The following is a 15,438-nucleotide window of genomic DNA, read 5'->3' as shown; positions in this document are numbered from 1 at the left end:
TGCGCAAATCGGGTGCTGCTGAACATAGTCGAAAATCGAGTCTGAAAAACCTGATTATTGCTCAGGAAGCAGGCACAGCAAGGGGGAGCAAGCTCCCCCTTCAGTTTTTACCGGACACTAGTGACGCTCCGCGTGGGAATGCAGCCCGGGACGCTCCGCGTCCCTTTCAAAGCCGAACGCGGAGCGTCCGAAGAGGCATTCCCACGCGGAGCGTGGGAACGATCAATACCGTAGGCTTCAGAGTGGGGCGATGCCTTCGACGATGATGATTTCCGCCCTCGCCCATTCTTCGCGATAACGCTTCGCCTCCTGGTACGCCGCCGAGTGGTAGCACGCCACGGCCTTCTCATAGCTCTCGAACTCGATCACCACGCTGCGCTGCGGCGTCTCGCGCCCTTCCATCGCTTCGCTGCGCCCGCCTCTGGCCAGAAACTTCGCGCCAAACTCAGCGAACGCTGCCGGCGCACGCTGGGTGTATTGGCTGTAGTGATCGGCATCGGCTATATCCACATGAGCAATCCAGTACGCCTTCATAGTGACCTCTTTGTTAATTTTGTATTATGGTATACCAATATATTTCCAACGAACCCTGAGAGTCCAGCATGGCCTTCAACAGCATCGAAGAAATCATCGAAGATTATCGTCTCGGCAAAATGGTCTTGCTGGTCGATGACGAAGACCGCGAAAACGAAGGCGACCTGTTGCTGGCCGCCGACCGCTGCACGCCGGAGGCGATCAGCTTCATGGCCCGTGAAGCGCGCGGGCTGATTTGCCTGACCCTAACTGACGAACATTGCCAGCGTTTAGGCCTGGAGCAAATGGTCCCGGCCAATGGCAGCGTGTTCAGCACCGCGTTTACCGTGTCGATCGAGGCGGCGGTTGGCGTGACCACCGGCATCTCCGCGGCGGATCGCGCCTGCACGGTTGCCGCCGCCGTCGCGCCGAATGCGCGTGCCGAAGACCTGGTGCAGCCGGGGCACATCTTCCCGCTGCGCGCCAAGGAAGGGGGGGTGCTGACTCGCGCGGGTCACACCGAAGCGGGTTGTGATCTGGCTCGATTGGCCGGTTTCACCCCTGCCTCGGTGATTGTCGAGGTGATGAACGACGACGGCACCATGGCCCGGCGTCCGGATCTGGAAGTGTTCGCGCGCAAGCACGGGATCAAGATCGGCACCATCGCTGACCTGATTCACTATCGGCTGAGTACCGAACACACCATCGAACGGATTGGTGAACGCGAGCTGCCGACGGTGCATGGTACGTTCCGTTTAATCACCTTTGAGGATCGCATCGAGGGCGGCGTGCACATGGCGATGGTCATGGGCGATTTGCGCCGTGAAGAGCCGACGCTGGTGCGTGTGCATGTGATTGATCCACTGCGGGATCTGGTTGGCGCCGAGTACAGCGGGCCGACGAACTGGACGTTGTGGGCGGCGCTGCAACGGGTCGCGGCTGAGGGGCATGGGGTTGTGGTGGTGTTGGCCAATCATGAGTCTTCGCAGGCGCTGCTGGAGCGGGTGCCGCAACTGACCCAGCCGCCACGGCAGTTCAGTCGCTCGCAATCGCGGATTTATTCGGAGGTCGGGACTGGGGCGCAGATTCTGCAGAATCTGGGGGTTGGCAAGCTGCGTCACCTGGGCCCTCCTCTGAAATACGCTGGCCTGACAGGGTATGACCTGGAGGTGGTTGAGAGTATTCCGTTCACTGAATAAAGCTGCCCTCACCCCAGCCCTCTCCCGGAGGGAGAGGGAGCCGACCGAGGTGTTTGCCCACTAGACATCGACCTGAGATACCGAGTCGAACTCAGATTTTGAACAACACAAAGATCGGCTCCCTTTCCAATGCCGGGTCGAACGCGGTTTTGAACGACATGAAGATCTGCTCCCTTTCCCCCTCTCCCATTGGGAGAGGGCTGGGGTGAGGGGCTGGATCTAGAATCTCTCCACATCTCTCAAATCAAACACTTCAAAAACCAGATCCGCCAGATAACCGGTAAGGCAAAGTGCTTGCACAAAGCTTGGAATACCATAATATGATATTCCATAGACCGGACACGTCCGGCTACTGCTCCCGATAGGCGGGCAACAACGCAAGCCCGCTCAAAAACACAACAATGAGGGCGTGAACATGGTGTTGAACAAAGCTGCAACCGCGATCTTTTTTGCGGGACTGCTCAGCGTCACCGGCCAGGCTGCAATGGCGGCCGAAAGCGTGAACTTCGTCAGCTGGGGCGGAAGCACCCAGGATGCGCAGAAACAGGCCTGGGCCGATCCGTTCAGCAAGGCCAGCGGCATCACCGTCGTGCAGGACGGCCCGACCGACTACGGCAAACTCAAAGCCATGGTCGAGAGCGGCAATGTGCAGTGGGATGTAGTCGATGTCGAAGCCGATTTCGCCCTGCGCGCCGCGGCTGAAGGCCTGCTCGAACCCCTCGATTTCAAAGTGATTCAGCGCGACAAGATCGACCCGCGTTTCGTCAGCGATCACGGCGTCGGCTCGTTCTTCTTCTCCTTCGTCCTCGGCTACAACGAGGGCAAACTCGGAGCCAACAAGCCGCAGGACTGGAGCGCCCTGTTCGACACCAAAACCTACCCCGGCAAACGCGCCCTGTACAAATGGCCAAGCCCCGGCGTGCTCGAACTGGCGCTGCTGGCCGATGGCGTAGCCGCCGACAAGCTCTACCCGCTGGATCTGGATCGCGCCTTCAAGAAACTCGACACCATCAAGAAAGACATCGTCTGGTGGGGCGGCGGCGCGCAGTCGCAGCAACTGCTGGCGTCCGGTGAAGCGAGCATGGGCCAATTCTGGAACGGTCGTATTCACGCCCTGCAAGAAGACGGCGCCCCGGTCGGCGTGAGCTGGAAACAGAACCTGGTCATGGCCGACATTCTGGTGATTCCAAAGGGCTCGAAAAACAAGGACGCGGCGATGAAGTTCCTGGCCAGTGCCAGCAGCGCCAAGGGTCAGGCCGACTTCTCCAACCTGACCGCCTACGCCCCGGTCAACCTCGACAGTGTGGAGCGTCTGGATTCGACGCTGGCCCCCAACCTGCCGACTGCCTACGCTAAGGATCAGATCACTCTTGATTTCGCGTACTGGGCCAAAAACGGCCAGGCCATCGCGACACGGTGGAACGAATGGCTGGTCAAATGAAAATGGCGGCCACCGCGCCCCGTCCCTCCACTGCCACCGGGAGCGCGACCAGCGCTGCCGGCTCGGCCCACGGAACACAGGCGGTTGCGATGCAACAAGCCCCGTCCCTCAGACAACGCTGGCGCGGCGCCGGCAACCTCGTACCGGCGCTGCTGTTCATCGGCCTGTTCTTTCTCGCGCCGTTGATTGGCCTGCTGTTGCGCGGCGTGCTCGAACCGACCCCGGGCCTTGGCAACTATGAGCAACTGTTCGCCAACTCGGCGTATGCCCGGGTGCTGCTCAACACCTTTTCGGTGGCCGGGCTGGTAACACTGTTCAGCCTGCTGCTGGGCTTTCCGCTGGCCTGGGCGATCACCTTGGTACCGCGTGGCTGGGGGCGCTGGATCCTCAACATCGTGCTGCTGTCGATGTGGACCAGCCTGCTCGCCCGCACCTATTCGTGGCTGGTGTTGCTGCAAGCGTCCGGCGTGATCAACAAGGCCTTGATGGCGATGGGCATCATCGATCAGCCGCTGGAAATGGTCCACAACCTCACCGGTGTGGTGATCGGCATGAGCTACATCATGATCCCGTTCATCGTGTTGCCGTTGCAGGCAACCATGCAGGCCATCGACCCGATGATCCTGCAGGCTGGCTCGATTTGCGGCGCCAGTCCGTGGACCAACTTCTTCCGGGTGTTCCTGCCGCTGTGCCGGCCGGGTCTGGCCTCCGGTGGCTTGATGGTGTTCGTCATGTCGCTCGGTTACTACGTGACCCCGGCGCTGCTCGGCGGGGCGCAGAACATGATGCTGCCGGAGTTCATCATTCAGCAGGTGCAATCGTTCCTCAACTGGGGCCTGGCCAGTGCTGGCGCCGCGTTGCTGATCGCGATCACTCTGGTGCTGTTCTACTTCTACCTGAAGCTTCAACCGGAATCCCCGGTTGGCGCCAGTAACGCGAGGTAAGCCGACATGCTCCTGACTCCCAATGCGATGAGCCGGCGCATGCGCTTCGGCTTGTATGCAACCACCGGGCTGATCGGTCTGTTCCTGCTGTTGCCGATCGTGTTCATCGTGCTTTTGTCGTTCGGTTCGTCACAGTGGCTGGTGTTCCCGCCACCGGGCTGGACGCTGAAATGGTACGGCCAGTTCTTTTCCAACCCCGACTGGATGAACGCCGCTGCCGCCAGCCTCAAGGTCGCCGTGCTGACCACAATCTGCGCCGTGGCCCTCGGTTTGCCGACGGCGTTTGCGCTGGTGCGCGGGCGCTTTCCCGGTCGGGAAATGCTCTACGGTCTGTTCACCCTGCCGATGATCGTGCCGCTGGTGATCATCGCCGTGGCGGTGTACGCGCTGTTTCTAAAACTCGGCTACACCGGGACGATGTTCGCCTTCGTCGTCAGCCATGTGATCGTCGCGTTGCCGTTCACCATCATCTCGATCATCAACTCGCTGAAGCTGTTCGATCAGTCTATTGAAGACGCGGCGGTGATCTGCGGCGCCTCACGGTTGCAAGCGGTGTTCAAAGTGACGTTCCCGGCGATTCGTCCGGGCATGGTCGCCGGCGCCCTCTTCGCCTTCCTGGTTTCGTGGGACGAAGTGGTGCTCAGCGTGATGATGGCCAGCCCGACCCTGCAAACCCTTCCCGTGAAAATGTGGACCACCTTGCGCCAGGACCTGACGCCAGTGATCGCCGTCGCTTCGACGCTGCTGATCGGCTTGTCGGTGTTGGTCATGGTCATCGCCGCCGCCCTGCGCCGGCGCAACGAAATCAGCGCCTGAGCGCCCAGGAGTACGACATGAGTGCCGTGATCAAAGACGCATCCCAGCAGAACGACAAACCCCTGGTCAGCCTGCGCAACCTGAACAAGCACTACGGCGATTTTGCCGCCGTCGACAACATCTCGCTGGACATCAAGGACGGCGAGTTCCTGACCTTCCTCGGCTCCAGCGGCTCGGGCAAAAGCACCACGCTGTCGATGCTTGCCGGGTTTGAAACACCGAGCAGTGGCGAGATCCTCGTCAACGGTCAGTCGCTGGTGAATGTGCCGCCGCACAAGCGTGACATTGGCATGGTGTTCCAGCGCTATTCGCTGTTCCCGCATCTGTCGGTGCGCGACAACATCGCGTTTCCTTTGGCGATTCGCAAACTGGCCGCCGCCGAGCGCGACAAGCGTGTCGATGCAATGCTGAAACTGGTGCAGTTGGAACAGTTCGCGCATCGCCGCCCTTCGCAACTGTCTGGCGGCCAGCAACAACGTGTCGCCATCGCCCGCGCCTTGGTCTACGAACCACGCATTTTGCTGATGGACGAACCGCTCGGTGCGCTGGATAAAAAGCTGCGCGAGGATTTGCAGGATGAATTGCGCCAACTGCATCGCCGTCTGGGCATCACCATCGTTTACGTGACCCACGACCAGGAAGAAGCCATGCGTTTGTCGCAGCGCATTGCGATTTTCAGTCACGGCAAGATTGTTGGTTTGGGCAGTGGTTATGACCTGTATCAGAATCCGCCGAATGCGTTTGTGGCGTCGTTTCTGGGCAATTCGAACTTCCTCAAGCTCAAGGCGCAGGGCAATGCGGCGGCTTCGTTTGAAGGACAGTCGTTGTCGATTTGCCTGACCGCTGGGTTGCACACCGATCAGGATGTTTTGCTGATGGTGCGGCCGGAAAAGGCACTGGCGTTGAGCGTGGCGCAGGCGATTAGCGAACCGTTGCCGTCGGGCTGGAATGAGGTTTCAGCGAAGGTTGTGGAAGTGCTGTTTCTGGGTGAGAGCCAGACGTGCAGCGTGGTGACCTCGGGCGGCACTTCGATGACAGTGAAGGCCTTGTCCGCCGCTGGCATGCCGCTCAAGGCTGGCGACCCGGTGCAAGTGCGCTGGGCCACTGCCGATGCGTGCGTCTACACCGAATGGACCGAAAGCGACCTCAACAAGGCTGCGGGTTCTCACTGATAGCGTGTCGCCTGTGAGATCTACCCCCTCACCCCAGCCCTCTCCCCCAAGGGGGGCGAGGGGGAAAGGGAGCAGATCGGGGGCTTTTCAGGACCTGAGTTCGACTCAGGACTTTCAAGTCGATGTATAACGCCAAAACAACCCGGTCAGTCCCCTCTCCCTCTGGGAGAGGGCTAGGGTGAGGGAACCAGTCGACGCGGTATCAGACAATGGCGCAGTAGCCTTCGATTTCGTCCGGCCACGCCGTGAGAATTTCAAACCCCGTCTCCGTCACCGCAACCATATGCTCCCATTGCGCCGACAACGAGCCATCCTTGGTCAGCACCGTCCAGCCATCGGGCATGTTTTTCACATGACGTTTGCCGGCATTGAGCATCGGCTCCACGGTAAAAATCATCCCGGCCTTGAGCTTCATGCCCTGATTCGGGAAGCCGTAATGCAGAATCTGCGGCTCATCGTGATAGACCTTGCCGATCCCGTGCCCGCAATACTCGCGCACCACGCTGAAACCTTCCTTCTCCGCCAACGTCTGGATCGCATGGCCGATATCGCCCAACGTCGCGCCCGGTTTCACCACACGAATACCCGCGCACATCGCCTCATAAGTGGTCTTGATCAGATGCTGCGCCTCAGGCGTCGCCTCACCGACCACGTACATGCGGCTGGTGTCGCCGAACCAGCCGTCCTTGATCACCGCGATATCGAGATTGACGATATCGCCATCCTTCAGCGGTGTGCCCGACGGGATGCCATGACACACCACATCGTTGACCGAGGCGCACACGGTTTTCGGGAAGCCGTGATAACCGACGTTGGCCGGCACCGCTTTCTGCACGTTGAAGATGTAGTCATTACAAAGTTGATCGAGCTGATCAGTGGTGACGCCCGCCTTGACGTGCGGCACCAGCATGGCCAGCACTTCAGCGGCGAGTTTGCCGGCAGCGCGCGATTGCGCGATGTCGGCCGGGGTGTTGATCTTGATCTGGTTTCTCATGCGCTGACGGCTTCCTGAGTCAGTTGTTGCAGATCCAGCCCGCCGTTCTGTTCGGCGCGGATCAGCAAGCGGCAAATGGCGCTGTGGTCGAGGTTGGGGTGCAGTTCGGCGAGCATGCCGATGCGCATCCAGTGCTCGGCTTGCGCGTTGATCGAGCGGCTGAGGGCGTTGCTGGAGATACGCAGGTTCTCGTGCATGTCCTCTGAAATCTTTACGATGCCCATATATGAATCCGATACGATATGTATATGTATCGTATATTAGCCAAGCCTTAAGCGAAATTGCAAATCAACGCAGCGCCGCATCGAAAAACGATGAGATAAGCCGACTGGAACGCCGCTCGGCCAGGCAGTACAGATAAGTCTCGGTAAAGAGTTCTTCGCCATCGATTCTGATCGTGCGGATTTTTGGATCAGCAATGAACTCCGCTTCCGACACCACACCCAGCCCCAACCCACGCACCACCGCTTCACGCAACGCCTCGCGACTACCGATTTCCATGGCGATACGCGGTTTGACCTGCGCCGCATTCAGCGCCTGCTCCAGCACCAGTCGTGTGGTCGAACCGGGTTCGCGTTGCAGCAAACGCTGCCCTTCCAATTCTTCCAGCCGCACGCTGCCGCGATTGGCCAGCGGATGCTCATGATGGGCAAACAGGATGATCGCGTGCCGCGCATAACGCACCGCACACAACGCCGGATCATCCTGACGCCCGGCCAGCACGGCGATGTCGGTAACATAGTTTTCCAAATCCGACAGCACTTGCGCCGAGTTGCCCACGCGAATCGACACATCGATATTCGGATGTTGTTGCAGGTAGCTGTCGACCATTTCGATCACATGAAACGGCCCCACCGCACCGACCTTGAGCTGGCCGCTGTCGAGCCGTCCGGAATCACGCAGCAGGTTATGCGCTTCCAGTTCCAGCAGGGCGATGCGCTGAGCGATAGGCAGCAGTTGCCGACCCACATCCGACAACTCGATGCGCCGCCCGCGCCGATGGAACAGCTCAACATTGTGCTGACGTTCCAAGGCCTGCACCTGAGTGGTCAGGGTCGGTTGGCTCAAGCCCGACGCCCGCGCCCCGGAACTGAAACTGCCGTGGCGGGCGACGGCGAGAAAGGCCCGCAATTTGGCGCTCGACATCCATAGACCCCATCAATAGTTAGCTGCGGTTTCGCATATTGAATTGATTGAATGACTGTCACGTGACAGACCTAGCCTGTGGCAACTCCCAACCACACCGTGGAATGCCATGAAAACAATCAAACAGTTTCTGCGTGTCGTCAGCTTCACCGCACTTGCCTTCGGCGCCAGCCAGGTCTGGGCCAAGGACAAACTGACCATTGGCCTGATCCCCTCCGAAGACTCCCAGGCGATGATCGAATCGAGCAAACAAGTGCTCGACGATCTGCAAGCCAAAATCGGCATGCCGGTCGTGCCGTTCGTGGCCACCGATTACAACGGCATCATCGAAGCGCTGCGCTCGGGCAAGCTCGACGTCGCCTACCTCGGGCCGTTCTCTTACGTGCTGGCGACCTCGGTAGCGGATGTCGAGGCGTTCTCGGTGGCGGTGACCAAGAAGACCGGCCAGAGCGCTTACAAAAGCGTGATTCTGGCGCGCAAGGACAGCGGTATTCATTCGCTGGCCGACCTCAAGGGTCATACGTTCGCGTTCGTCGATCCGAGTTCCGCGTCCGGTCATCTGTTCCCGAAAGCAGGTCTGGAACAGGCCGGTTTCGCCCCGGACAGTTTGTTCAAACGGGTGATTTTCTCAGGTTCCCACGACGCCAGCATCCTCGCGGTGGAGAACAAGAAAGTTGACGCGGCAGCCGTGGCTGACCGCATCTTCGCCAGCGCCGTGGCCAAAGGGGTGGTGAAGCAGGATGACTTCGAAATCGTCTGGAGTTCCAAGCCGATCCCCGAATCGCCAATGGTCTGGCGCAAGGCGCTCGATCCGGAATTGAAGAAGAAGGTCGCCGACGCGCTGGCGTCGATCAAGGATGTGCCGTGGGGTGATCAGGGCGTGCTCAATGGTTTCCAGCCGACCACCGACGCGTCGTATGACGTGGTGCGCGACACCGCCAAGGTGCTCGATCTCGATCTGCGGAGCATGAAATGATCAGCATCCGCCAACTGACCAAACATTACGGCAACAACCCGGTGTTGCGCGGCATCGACCTTGAAGTCGCTGCGGGCGAATTCGTCGTGGTGCTCGGTCAGTCCGGCGCCGGCAAATCGACCTTGCTGCGTTGCATCAATCGTTTGGCGCAGGCCGACAGCGGCACGCTGAACGTGGCCGGTATCGATGCCCTCGCCTGCCCTGACACCAGCGTTCTGCGCCGTGAAGTGGCGATGATTTTTCAGCACCACAACGTCGTGCCTCGCTTAAGCGTTTTGAAGAATGTGCTGACCGGTCGCCTCGGTTCTGTCGGCACCCTCGCCTCGATTCTGCAACTGTTCCGCCGTGACGATGTGGCGCTGGCGATGCAATGTCTGGAGCGCGTCGAGCTGGCGCACAAGGCCGGTGAGCGTACCGATTCGTTGTCTGGCGGGCAGAAGCAGCGCGTCGGCATTGCCCGCGCCCTGGCGCAACGGCCGCAGGTGATTCTGGCCGATGAACCGATCGCCAGTCTCGACCCGAAAACCGCGCGGCTGGTGTTGCAGTACCTGCGCGATGCCACTCGCGAACTGGGCATCACCGTGTTGTGCAATCTGCATCAGGTCGAATACGCCCGTGAGTTCGGCGACCGCGTGGTCGGCTTGGCCAACGGCAGTCTGGTGTTCGATGGCAAAGCGTCAAGCATGACTGAAGCCGATCTGGCGCGAATCTATCCGGGGCAATTGGCGCAATCCCCTGCTGACGTGCCCACGCCCACCCTGTCCTACCGCACTGCCTCGAGGGCCTGAGCATGTCATCGCAAAACTATCAGTGGGTCGGCGATCGTCCGCGTGGTCCGCGCAGTTGGCTGACCACCGGCGCCGTCGTCCTGATCGTGCTGTGGACGCTGAACTGGAGCGCCCAAGGCGCGCAGCTCAGCCTCGGTGAATTGGCGGCGGGGTTGCCGCAGATCGGTGATTTTCTCTCGCGCACCTTCCCACCGGATCTGAGCATTCTTCCGCGTCTGCTTGCGCCAGCGGTGGAGACTTTGCAGATCGCCATCTGGGGCACCCTGCTCGGCGTGTTGCTGGCGATTCCGCTGTCGTTTCTCGCGGCACGCAATTTGAGCCGCAACCGCTGGCTGTTTCACGCCACCCGTCAGGCCTTGAATTTCACCCGCAGCATCAACGAACTGATCCTCGCGCTGATTTTCGTTTCAGCCGTCGGCCTCGGCCCGTTCCCCGGTGTATTGGCGCTGGCACTGCATGGCCTGGGCATGCTCGGCAAGTTCTTCGCCGAGAGCATCGAAGAGATTGATCAAGGCCCGATTGAAGCGCTGCAAGCCACCGGTGCGCGGCCGTTGCAGGTGATCGTGTTTGGCGTTTTGCCGCAGGTCATCACCGCGTGGATTGCCGTGATTCTGTACCGCTTCGAAGTCAACTTGCGCTCGGCCACGGTGCTGGGAATGGTCGGTGCCGGCGGTTTGGGCTTCGAACTGGTGAGCAGTCTCAAGCTGTTCAAATACCAGGAAACCGCGACCTGCATCATCGTCATCACTTTCATGGTGATCGTCGCCGACGCCATCTCCAGCCGCCTGCGCGCGGCGATCCAGAGCGGTTCGGCGCACTAGCGTAAAGCTGCTATCGGCTGAGCCGATTCAAACCTGCGATTTATCGATTTGTACCGTTGTCGACCGCCATCGAGTATGGCGCCACACGACAACAACAATAAGGATCCACCATGACTGCCCGCTTCCAGAACCCAGTTGATACCCGTTTCGGCTGGGGCAGCCTACAAGACCTCGCTGCCATTACCGACCAGCAAACCGTGGCCCTCGTCACCTTCCCTGAGGCCCGTGGGCTGGGGCTGGTCGATCGCCTGCAAGCGTTGCTCGGCGAGCGCCTGATCTACATTGTCGAAGACGTCCAGCCCAACCCCGACGTCGCCCATCTGCGCAGCACTTACGAGCATTTCTGGCAGCACGCCGGCGACTGTGACGTGGTCCTCGCCGTGGGTGGCGGCAGCGCCATCGATACCGCCAAGGCGTTGATCGTCGGCACCGAATCCGGCCGCTTCGATGAACTGTTGAGCCTGCTGTCCAGCGGCAAACCGTTCACCCCGGCCCGTTGCAAACAACTGATCGCCGCGCCGACCACCGCCGGCACCGGCAGCGAAGTCACGCCATGGGCGACGATCTGGGACAGTGCCAGCCAGAAGAAATACTCGCTGCACCTGGACTGCACCTGGCCACGGGTGGCGATCATCGACCCGCAACTGATGCTCACCGTACCGGCCAGTGTCACCGTGTCCACCGGGCTTGACGCGCTGTCCCATGCTCTCGAAGCGATCTGGAACGTCAACGCCAATCCGGTCTCCGACACCTTCGCCATTTCTGCGATTGAAGACATTCTGGAATGCCTGCCGCGCCTGCACAAAGACCTCTCCAGTCACGAATTGCGCAGCCGCATGGCGCTCGCTGCGCTCAAGGCGGGGCTGGCGTTTTCCAACACCAAAACCGCGCTGGCGCATTCGATTTCCTATGAAATGACCTTGCGCCACGGTTTGCCCCACGGCATCGCCTGCTCCTTCACCTTACCGCTGGTTTTGGGTTTGGCCTGGGGCCACGACGCCACTCGCGACCGGACCTTGCAACGGGTATTCGGCGCGGACCTGGGCAAAGCCCAGCAGCAGTTGCGCGAGTTCTTGCACAGCCTCGGGGTGAAGACCGAGTTTGCCGACTACGGCGTCTCGGCCAAGGATGCCGAAGCCATCATCCAGCTCGCAATGCAGGGCGCGCGCGGCAAGAACTTCATTGGTTCGCAAGCCGCCTGACGCCTGATGACACCCGAGTAACCCAAGCACCGCCAGCGGCATGCAGCCGCGGTGATTTCCTGTCGCACCAAAAAAGAGTGCACCCCGCCGACGACACCCGGCGGGAACCGACAACAATAAGGAAAAGATCATGAATCGTGCCGAAACAATGCCTGGTCTCGCCGTCCGTTCCGCCTCGTTCCGGGTCGCCCAGTGGCGCATGCTGCTGGCGGCGATGTTCTGTTACCTGTTTTTCTACACCGGTCGGCAGACCTTCGGTTTTGCCATTCCGGGGATTCAGGCCGAGTTCGGCTTGAGCAAGGAAACCCTCGGCTGGGCTTCTGCGGCGATGCTCTGGGCCTACGCCATTGGCCAGGCCATCAACGGCAACCTCGCCGATAAATTCGGTGGGCGGCGCATCATGACCCTCGGTGCGGTGTTGTCGTGCGGTGCCAACTGGGTGACCAGTTTTGCCAGCGGTTTCACCAGTCTGATTCTGCCGTGGGGCGTCAACGGCTACTTTCAGGCCTTGGGCTGGGCGCCGGGCGGTCGGCTGATTGCCAATTGGTGGGCGGCGGGTGAGCGCGGCAAGGTCTATGGCTTCTACACCTTCGCCGCCGGTTGCGCGTCGATTCTGTCGTACGTCACTTCCATCGTCGTGCTTGAAGTGCTGCAACTGGAATGGCGCTGGATCTTCCGTTTGCCGGTGCTGCTGATGCTCGCCGGCGGGATCATTTTCTATCTGGTTGCCCGCGAACGCCCGCAGGATATGGGCTTCGAGCCTGTAGGTGATACCGGTGTGGCCAACGCTGACGACAAACATCAGGAAGCCGCACAGGGCGAAGTCGAGTCCTCGGCGCAACGCTACAAAGCCGTGCTGAAGAACCCTCGCCTGCTGATCGCCGCGCTGTCACTGGGCTTTCAGAACGCGGCGCGCTACGGCTTGATCGTCTGGGTACCGGTGCACTTTCTCGGCGCGGACTGGAAAAGCGGTGACGGCATGATCGATCCGAAATGGATCACCGTCGCCCTCCCCGTCGGCATGGCGGTTGGTGCACTGAGCAACGGCTGGGTGTCGGACAAACTGTTCGGCTCCAAGCGCTATCTGGCGATCATGCTCTATATGTTCCTCGGCGCCGCCACCAGCCTGTGGATGTGGAGCCTGCCGCCACACAGTGTCATCGGCCTGGTGGCGTTGTTCCTTTGCGGCTTCTTCGTCTACGGCCCGGCCTCGAGTTTCTGGGCACTGTGCCCGGATCTGGTGGGGGCAAAACGCGCCGGTACAGCGACCGGAATCATGAACTTTTCCTCGTACCTGTTCGCCGGATTGGCCGAGCCACTGATCGGGCGTCTGCTTGACACCACGGCAAATACGTCTCTGATCTTCATAGTGGTCACCAGCGCCTGCCTGTGCAGCGCGGCAGTGGCATTGTTCATTCGACGCTGACGGGGCATGCATGTACCAGTATCACAAGTGGTTGCGTTCGTTTCATGCGGTGGCCAAAACCGGCAGTTTCACTCTCGCAGCGGAGTACCTCAGCGTCGGCCAGCCGACCGTCAGCGAGCAGGTCAACGCGCTGGAAAACACCTTCTCGGTGGAGCTGTTCCATCGCCGTGGCCGCTACATCGAAATGAGCGCCGCCGGGCACAAGCTCTATGCGATCACTCAGGGCCTGTTCGGTCAGGAGGATGAAGCCGTGCAACTGTTGCAGAGCTTCAAGCAGCGCAAGACCGGCATGTTGCGCCTCGGCGCAGTGTCGCCGCCGATTGCGATGAACCTGACCTATGAGCTGATGCAGCGTCACCCGGATATCGAACTGGAAACGTCGTTTTCTTCGGAAAAGGACACCCTGGCACGGTTGTTCAACTTCGATATCGATGTAGCGATTCTGGCCTTGTCGGAATTCGATGAGCGCTTCCACACGCGGCTGTATCACCGTTATCCGATCATCGCCGTGGTCCGCGATGACCATCCCTGGGCCGGTCAGTCGCAGGTTCACATCAGCGAAATCAGCCGCGAGAAATGGGTGATGCGCGAATCCAGCGCGCGCACCCGACAACTGGTGGAGGAAAGCTGCAAGCGCCTCGACATCGAACTCAACTGCGTCATGCAACTCAACAGCCGCGAAGCCATCGTTCACGCGATCGTCAAGGGCATCGGCATCGGGTTTGTCTCGGCGGTCGAGTACGCCGAAACACCCGGCACCACGCCGATCACCTTTGTCGATCACCCGTTCTTTATCGAATACCACCTGTGCTGCCTCGGCATCCGCCGCAACCGGCCAGTAATTGCCGAACTGTTTGATGCGAATCCACCGCTGACCTGATCAGCACTGACCCTTGACCGCCTACCTCATTGCCGAGGGACGGCCCACGCTTACCTGAAAACGGAGATTGACCATGCAGTACCAACAACCGACTCACCTGCAAGCCGCGATCCTTGACTGGGCTGGCACCGTTGTCGATTTCGGCTCGTTTGCCCCAACGCAGATTTTCGTCGAAGCCTTTGCCGAGTTTGGCGTCGCGGTGTCGCTGGAAGAAGCGCGCGGGCCGATGGGTATGGGCAAGTGGGATCACATCCGCACCCTGTGCAACCTGCCGCAGATTGCCGAGCGTTATCGTGCAGCGTTTGATCGCTTGCCGAGTGACGACGATGTCACGGCGATCTACGAGCGCTTCATGCCGTTGCAAATCGAGAAAATCGCCCTGCATTCTGCGTTGATTCCGGGTGCGCTCGAAGCGATTGCGGCGTTGCGCGACAAGGGGTTGAAAATCGGTTCGTGCTCGGGTTATCCAGCGGTGGTGATGGCCAAGGTTGTCGAACTGGCGCGGGAAAATGGCTACGTCGCTGACCATGTCGTCGCCACCGATGAAGTACCGAATGGCCGGCCCTATCCGGCGCAGGCCTTGGCCAACGTGATTGCTCTGGGCATTGATGATGTGGCCGCGTGCGTCAAGGTCGACGACACCTGGCCGGGGATTCTCGAAGGGCGCAGCGCCGGCATGTGGACTGTGGCGTTGACCTGCTCGGGCAACGCACTGGGCCTGAGCTATGAGCAATACAAGGCGTTGCCGTCGGATCGACTGGCGGAAGAACGCGCGCGGATCGGCAAGATGTTCGCCCCCTCGCGCCCGCATTATCTGATCGACACCATCGCCGAGTTGCCCGAGGTGATCGAGGACATCAATGCGCGTCTGGCCCGGGGCGAAACCCCGCAAGCCTGCTGAGTAGCCCCCTGCCCCTGATCGTTCCCACGCTCTGCGTGGCAATGCAGCCCGTGACGCTCCGCGTCACTGGACGCGGAGCGTCCCTAGAGGCATTCCCACGCGGAGCGTCACTAGTGTCCGGTAAAACCTGTGTCATAGCAGAAGGCAGCCTTGAGCTGCCTTCTGCTCCGTTCGCTTCTGCCTTCGGTGCTCAAGATGTTCGATGCTTGATGGACGTTC

16 protein-coding genes are annotated in these 15,438 nt (G+C 60.4%); 12 read left to right on the top strand and 4 right to left on the bottom strand.

Going from position 1 to position 15,438, the window contains the following annotated elements; all coding sequences use genetic code 11:
* Positions 1-237 precede the first annotated feature (237 nt).
* Positions 238-534, bottom strand: a complete 297-nt coding sequence (locus tag CKW17_RS29260) for a DUF1330 domain-containing protein (RefSeq protein ID WP_095123413.1) — start codon at positions 532-534, stop codon at positions 238-240.
* Between the two features lie 68 nt (positions 535-602).
* Here CKW17_RS29260 and ribBA point away from each other — a divergent pair, with 68 nt between their 5' ends.
* From ribBA to CKW17_RS29235, 5 genes are all read left to right on the top strand, one after another.
* Complete coding sequence (gene ribBA / locus CKW17_RS29255; RefSeq protein ID WP_095050094.1) at positions 603-1,712, top strand: bifunctional 3,4-dihydroxy-2-butanone-4-phosphate synthase/GTP cyclohydrolase II; 1,110 nt, start codon at positions 603-605, stop codon at positions 1,710-1,712.
* 415 nt (positions 1,713-2,127) lie between these two features.
* On the top strand, positions 2,128-3,153 hold the full coding sequence (locus CKW17_RS29250) for an ABC transporter substrate-binding protein (RefSeq protein WP_008088087.1): 1,026 nt from the start codon (positions 2,128-2,130) through the stop codon (positions 3,151-3,153).
* Positions 3,150-4,097 (top strand): ABC transporter permease, encoded by a 948-nt coding sequence (locus tag CKW17_RS29245; RefSeq protein WP_176470138.1) that lies wholly within the window; start codon positions 3,150-3,152, stop codon positions 4,095-4,097. Before CKW17_RS29250 ends, CKW17_RS29245 begins: the two co-directional genes overlap by 4 nt.
* Positions 4,098-4,103: 6 nt before the next feature.
* Positions 4,104-4,913, top strand: a complete 810-nt coding sequence (locus CKW17_RS29240; RefSeq protein ID WP_007918021.1) for an ABC transporter permease — start codon at positions 4,104-4,106, stop codon at positions 4,911-4,913.
* A gap of 17 nt (positions 4,914-4,930) precedes the next feature.
* The gene (locus CKW17_RS29235) at positions 4,931-6,085 is read left to right on the top strand and encodes an ABC transporter ATP-binding protein (RefSeq protein WP_095123409.1); all 1,155 of its coding nucleotides are present in this window, start codon (positions 4,931-4,933) and stop codon (positions 6,083-6,085) included.
* Between the two features lie 202 nt (positions 6,086-6,287).
* On the opposite strand, the gene map is transcribed toward CKW17_RS29235, so the two are convergent.
* From map to CKW17_RS29220, 3 genes are all read right to left on the bottom strand, one after another.
* A complete protein-coding gene (gene map / locus CKW17_RS29230; RefSeq protein WP_095123407.1) occupies positions 6,288-7,079 on the bottom strand; it encodes a type I methionyl aminopeptidase in 792 nt (263 codons plus the stop codon).
* Positions 7,076-7,303, bottom strand: a complete 228-nt coding sequence (locus tag CKW17_RS29225; protein WP_007918027.1) for a ParD-like family protein — start codon at positions 7,301-7,303, stop codon at positions 7,076-7,078. The genes map and CKW17_RS29225 overlap by 4 nt, the downstream gene beginning before the upstream one ends.
* Before the next feature lie 64 nt (positions 7,304-7,367).
* Complete coding sequence (locus tag CKW17_RS29220; protein WP_095123405.1) at positions 7,368-8,225, bottom strand: LysR substrate-binding domain-containing protein; 858 nt, start codon at positions 8,223-8,225, stop codon at positions 7,368-7,370.
* Positions 8,226-8,334: 109 nt separating this feature from the next.
* Here CKW17_RS29220 and phnD point away from each other — a divergent pair, with 109 nt between their 5' ends.
* The 7 genes from phnD (at position 8,335) to phnX (ending at position 15,219) form a co-directional block, all read left to right on the top strand.
* Positions 8,335-9,201 carry a phosphonate ABC transporter substrate-binding protein gene (gene phnD / locus CKW17_RS29215; protein WP_095123403.1) on the top strand — a complete coding sequence of 289 codons (867 nt, stop codon included), beginning with the start codon at positions 8,335-8,337 and terminating at the stop codon, positions 9,199-9,201.
* Positions 9,198-9,989: a phosphonate ABC transporter ATP-binding protein gene (phnC, locus tag CKW17_RS29210; RefSeq protein ID WP_095123400.1), complete on the top strand. Its 792-nt coding sequence runs from the start codon at positions 9,198-9,200 to the stop codon at positions 9,987-9,989. Before phnD ends, phnC begins: the two co-directional genes overlap by 4 nt.
* 2 nt (positions 9,990-9,991) lie before the next feature.
* Positions 9,992-10,810 (top strand): phosphonate ABC transporter, permease protein PhnE, encoded by an 819-nt coding sequence (gene phnE / locus CKW17_RS29205; protein WP_095123397.1) that lies wholly within the window; start codon positions 9,992-9,994, stop codon positions 10,808-10,810.
* Positions 10,811-10,920: 110 nt separating this feature from the next.
* Positions 10,921-12,012 (top strand): iron-containing alcohol dehydrogenase PsrA, encoded by a 1,092-nt coding sequence (gene psrA, locus CKW17_RS29200; RefSeq protein ID WP_095123396.1) that lies wholly within the window; start codon positions 10,921-10,923, stop codon positions 12,010-12,012.
* 130 nt (positions 12,013-12,142) lie between these two features.
* Entirely contained in the window at positions 12,143-13,438 is a 1,296-nt protein-coding gene (locus CKW17_RS29195; RefSeq protein ID WP_095123394.1) for an MFS transporter, read from the top strand.
* Between the two features lie 10 nt (positions 13,439-13,448).
* A complete protein-coding gene (locus CKW17_RS29190; RefSeq protein ID WP_095123392.1) occupies positions 13,449-14,318 on the top strand; it encodes a LysR substrate-binding domain-containing protein in 870 nt (289 codons plus the stop codon).
* 73 nt (positions 14,319-14,391) lie between these two features.
* Complete coding sequence (phnX, locus tag CKW17_RS29185) at positions 14,392-15,219, top strand: phosphonoacetaldehyde hydrolase (protein ID WP_095123390.1); 828 nt, start codon at positions 14,392-14,394, stop codon at positions 15,217-15,219.
* Positions 15,220-15,438 lie beyond the last annotated feature (219 nt).

The organism is Pseudomonas sp. Irchel s3f10, from assembly GCF_900187515.1.
Lineage (GTDB): Bacteria > Pseudomonadota > Gammaproteobacteria > Pseudomonadales > Pseudomonadaceae > Aquipseudomonas > Aquipseudomonas tensinigenes.
This window is presented reverse-complemented; position numbering and strand designations above follow the sequence as displayed.

Bases quoted from the DNA above. Each gene is read 5' to 3' on its own strand.
- CKW17_RS29260 (WP_095123413.1), bottom strand. From the start codon at position 534: ATGAAGGCGTACTGGATTGCTCATGTGGATATAGCCGATGCCGATCAC.
- psrA (WP_095123396.1), top strand. From the start codon at position 10,921: ATGACTGCCCGCTTCCAGAACCCAGTTGATACCCGTTTCGGCTGGGGC.
- map (WP_095123407.1), bottom strand. From the start codon at position 7,079: ATGAGAAACCAGATCAAGATCAACACCCCGGCCGACATCGCGCAATCG.
- phnE (WP_095123397.1), top strand. From the start codon at position 9,992: ATGTCATCGCAAAACTATCAGTGGGTCGGCGATCGTCCGCGTGGTCCG.
- CKW17_RS29195 (WP_095123394.1), top strand. From the start codon at position 12,143: ATGAATCGTGCCGAAACAATGCCTGGTCTCGCCGTCCGTTCCGCCTCG.
- CKW17_RS29235 (WP_095123409.1), top strand. From the start codon at position 4,931: ATGAGTGCCGTGATCAAAGACGCATCCCAGCAGAACGACAAACCCCTG.
- phnC (WP_095123400.1), top strand. From the start codon at position 9,198: ATGATCAGCATCCGCCAACTGACCAAACATTACGGCAACAACCCGGTG.
- ribBA (WP_095050094.1), top strand. From the start codon at position 603: ATGGCCTTCAACAGCATCGAAGAAATCATCGAAGATTATCGTCTCGGC.
- CKW17_RS29190 (WP_095123392.1), top strand. From the start codon at position 13,449: ATGTACCAGTATCACAAGTGGTTGCGTTCGTTTCATGCGGTGGCCAAA.
- CKW17_RS29245 (WP_176470138.1), top strand. From the start codon at position 3,150: ATGAAAATGGCGGCCACCGCGCCCCGTCCCTCCACTGCCACCGGGAGC.
- phnD (WP_095123403.1), top strand. From the start codon at position 8,335: ATGAAAACAATCAAACAGTTTCTGCGTGTCGTCAGCTTCACCGCACTT.
- CKW17_RS29220 (WP_095123405.1), bottom strand. From the start codon at position 8,225: ATGTCGAGCGCCAAATTGCGGGCCTTTCTCGCCGTCGCCCGCCACGGC.
- CKW17_RS29240 (WP_007918021.1), top strand. From the start codon at position 4,104: ATGCTCCTGACTCCCAATGCGATGAGCCGGCGCATGCGCTTCGGCTTG.
- phnX (WP_095123390.1), top strand. From the start codon at position 14,392: ATGCAGTACCAACAACCGACTCACCTGCAAGCCGCGATCCTTGACTGG.
- CKW17_RS29225 (WP_007918027.1), bottom strand. From the start codon at position 7,303: ATGGGCATCGTAAAGATTTCAGAGGACATGCACGAGAACCTGCGTATC.
- CKW17_RS29250 (WP_008088087.1), top strand. From the start codon at position 2,128: ATGGTGTTGAACAAAGCTGCAACCGCGATCTTTTTTGCGGGACTGCTC.